Source organism: Nonomuraea lactucae, from assembly GCF_003313395.1.
Lineage (GTDB): Bacteria > Actinomycetota > Actinomycetes > Streptosporangiales > Streptosporangiaceae > Nonomuraea > Nonomuraea lactucae.
Genome location: NZ_QNFZ01000662.1, coordinates 1 through 2,919, shown reverse-complemented (window position 1 = coordinate 2,919; position 2,919 = coordinate 1). Strand labels below are relative to the sequence as shown.

General features: G+C 73.6%; 5 protein-coding genes. 1 reads left to right on the top strand and 4 read right to left on the bottom strand.

Annotated elements, in window-relative coordinates; all coding sequences use genetic code 11:
• Positions 1–144 precede the first annotated feature (144 nt).
• Entirely contained in the window at positions 145–615 is a 471-nt protein-coding gene (locus DQW85_RS25010; RefSeq protein WP_113702437.1) for a hypothetical protein, read from the top strand.
• Positions 616–626: 11 nt separating this feature from the next.
• On the opposite strand, the gene era is transcribed toward DQW85_RS25010, so the two are convergent.
• The 4 genes from era to DQW85_RS24990 form a co-directional block, all read right to left on the bottom strand.
• Entirely contained in the window at positions 627–1,535 is a 909-nt protein-coding gene (gene era / locus DQW85_RS25005) for a GTPase Era (protein WP_240197410.1), read from the bottom strand.
• Between the two features lie 17 nt (positions 1,536–1,552).
• Entirely contained in the window at positions 1,553–2,029 is a 477-nt protein-coding gene (locus DQW85_RS25000; RefSeq protein ID WP_113702435.1) for an NUDIX domain-containing protein, read from the bottom strand.
• Between the two features lies 1 nt (position 2,030).
• A complete protein-coding gene (locus DQW85_RS24995; RefSeq protein WP_113702438.1) occupies positions 2,031–2,351 on the bottom strand; it encodes a cytidine deaminase in 321 nt (106 codons plus the stop codon).
• A 10-nt stretch (positions 2,352–2,361) separates the two neighbouring features.
• Positions 2,362–2,919, bottom strand: a 558-nt coding sequence (locus DQW85_RS24990) for a hypothetical protein (protein ID WP_162795354.1), incomplete at its 5' end; no start/stop codon positions are given.

Genomic DNA, 2,919 nt, shown 5'->3' with positions numbered 1-2,919 from the left:
GTCGCCGTGCTGCCGCTGGCCGGGCCCGGCACCCTGGTGTCGGCTCTCGGCGGCGACGCGGTGGAACTGCGGCGCCGGCTGGAGTGGGGCGAGTCCCTGGCGCTCGGCCTGGCCGGAGCGGCCCACCCGGCCTAAGGTGATCGTGTGGCCGACTCTCCCTCCCCGGGCCCCGCCGAGCGCGGGACGCGGCGCGGCTACGCGCTGGCCGTCGCCGTCGCCGGGGCCTCCCTGGTGGTCAGCGCGATCCTGCCGTGGGCGGGCGTCGAGGCCAGGAGCGACCTCCTCGGGGGCGGCGTGTCCAGCGGCATCCGCGGCGTGGACGCGGGCCTGGGTGTCTACACGCTGGTCGCCGGGCTGGCGGCGCTGGCACTGGGCGTCGCCGGGGGGCTGGGCCGCCCGTGGATCGCCGCCCTGGCCGTCGTGCCCGGCGGGCTGGCGACGGCGCTGCTGGTGATGTTCGTGGCGGACCCGCGCGGCCTGGCCGACCGGGTCTCGCTGGACCTGGGCAGGGTCCTGTCGGTGGAGCCGGTGATCCGCTACGGCTGGTTCGCCGCCCTGGCCGCCTCGCTGGCCGTGGTGCTCTTCGCCGTCCTCACAGTGCTCCGCCGATCCTGAACACCCGCCCGTCAGTCGTAGAAGCCGAGGCGGCGGAGCTGCTTGGGGTCGCGCTGCCAGTCCTTGGCGACGCTGATCCGCAGGTCGAGGTAGACGCGGGTGCCGAGCAGCGCCTCGATCTGCTTGCGCGCCCTGGTGCCCACGTCGCGCAGCCGCTCGCCCTTGTGCCCGATCACGATGGCCTTCTGCGAGGGCCGCTCCACGAACATGTGGGCATAGATGTCGAGCAGGTCGTCGCGCCCCTCGCGCGGCAGCATCTCGTCGACCACCACCGCGATCGAGTGGGGCAGCTCGTCGCGCACGCCCTCCAGCGCCGCCTCCCTGATCAGCTCGCCCACCAGCACCTGCTCGGGCTCGTCGGTGAGCTGCCCGCCCTCGTAGAGCGGCGGCGACTCGGGCAGGTGCTCGATCAGCACTTCGGCCAGCACGCCGAGCCGGTCACCCGCCTCGGCCGACACCGGGACGATCGCGGCGAAGTCCGCGATTCGCGAGACGGCGAGCAGTTGCTCCGCGATCCGCTCCTTGCTCGCCAGGTCGCATTTGGTGACGACCGCGACCACGGGCGTCCTCTTCACGGCCGCCAGCTTGTCGGCGATGAAGCGGTCGCCCTTGCCGATCGGCTCGTTCGCGGGCACGCAGAACCCGATCACGTCCACCTCGGTCAGCGTGGACAGCACGAGGCTGTCGAGCCGCTCGCCGAGCAGCGTCCGCGGGCGGTGCAGGCCCGGGGTGTCGACGATGACGATCTGGGCGTCGGGCCGGTGCACGATGCCTCTGATGGCGCGCCTGGTGGTCTGCGGCTTGGACGAGGTGATCGCCACCTTCGTGCCGACGAGGGCGTTCATCAGGGTGGACTTGCCGACGTTCGGCCTCCCCACGAAGCAGGCGAATCCGGCGCGATGGCTGTCTGGCGAAGTCACCTGTGCATTGTCGCCCATCAGGAAACCTGACCGCGCCACCACGCGAACACCTCGGGCAGCACCCGGGGCGACCACGCCGTCATCGTCAGCCCGGGCAGCTCCTCCTCGGTGACCCACCGGAAGCCGGTGATCTCGTCGCCGTCGGGGACGGGCGTGCCGGAGGCGAGCACGCAGCCGTACACCGCGATCATGTACATGCACTCGTGGCCGTTGGGATAGACGGTGCGGAACTCGGGCCCGCTGTAGACGCCGATCAGGCCGCGTACGCCGACGTCCACGCCGAGCTCCTCGCGCAGCTCCCTGACCACGCTCTCCTCGGGCCGTTCGCCGGGATCGACGCCGCCGCCCGGCGCGGCCCACAGGCCCACGTCGCCGTGCCGCGCCACCAGCAGCCGCCCGGCCTCGTCGAACACGCACCCGCACACCGAGGGCAGCATCAGCAGGTCGGAGCCCACCTTGGCGCGCAGCCCGGCCAGATAGGGCGACATCGCCATGTCAGCTCCGGAGCGTCCCGTCGGGGTCGGCCACGAGCAGCGTCTTGACGCCCAGCTCGCGCACCACCTCCTGGTCGGCGGCGCTCGGACCGGCGCCCTGAGTCACCAGGGCGGCCGCCTCCAGGGAGCGGGCGCCGCTGGAGACCGCCATCGCCACGGCCACCTGGACCGCGGAGAGGGTGAGCGAGGTGAGCGCGACGTCGGTGGCGGAGTAGGTGCGGCCGGTCTCGTCGCGCACGGCGGCGCCCTCGGCTGAGCCGTTGCGCGCCCGGGCGGCACGGGCCAGGGTGATGATCTTGCTGTCTTCGGGATCGAGTGTCACGGGCACTAGGTTAGGCGCTGGCCATCTCCAGCACCGCCCCGAGGAGGCGCCTGGTGCGCTCGGGGTCGACCTGGGCCAGCCCCGTGTGGACGAGCGAGACGAGCGTGTCGCCCGTGCGGACGAGCACCACGTCCATCGCGTACGGGTAGCCCTTCAGCCTGCCCCGCAGCTCGGCGCCCACCGCCCGGTCGCCGACGTCCTCCAGGGACAGTCCCAGCGGTCGCAGCCTGAGGCGGGTGCCGCCGGTCGAGCGCATCGCCCGGCACTGCGACATGGCCCGCGCGAGGTCGTCGAGGTGCTCCTCGGCCTCGGAGTTCGCGTACTGGGCCAGCCCCACCGCGACCTGCTCACCGAGCTCGTCACCCTGGTAGCTGACCGCCGCCTGCGCGGTCAGGGACTGGGCGGGAGCCCGCCCGCCGGCGGGTTCGAGGACGGCCAGGCAGTCGCGGTTCGCCGGCGTGAACGGGGCCCGCCAGGCCTGCCCCGGCCGGGGCGAGAAGCCGTCGGGCAGCCGTGGCCGGTCGTTGAGCGCCCTGTGCAGCCTGGCCGTGGCGCGCGGGTCGACGCG

Bases quoted from the DNA above. Each gene is read 5' to 3' on its own strand.
- DQW85_RS25000 (WP_113702435.1), bottom strand. From the start codon at position 2,029: ATGGCGATGTCGCCCTATCTGGCCGGGCTGCGCGCCAAGGTGGGCTCC.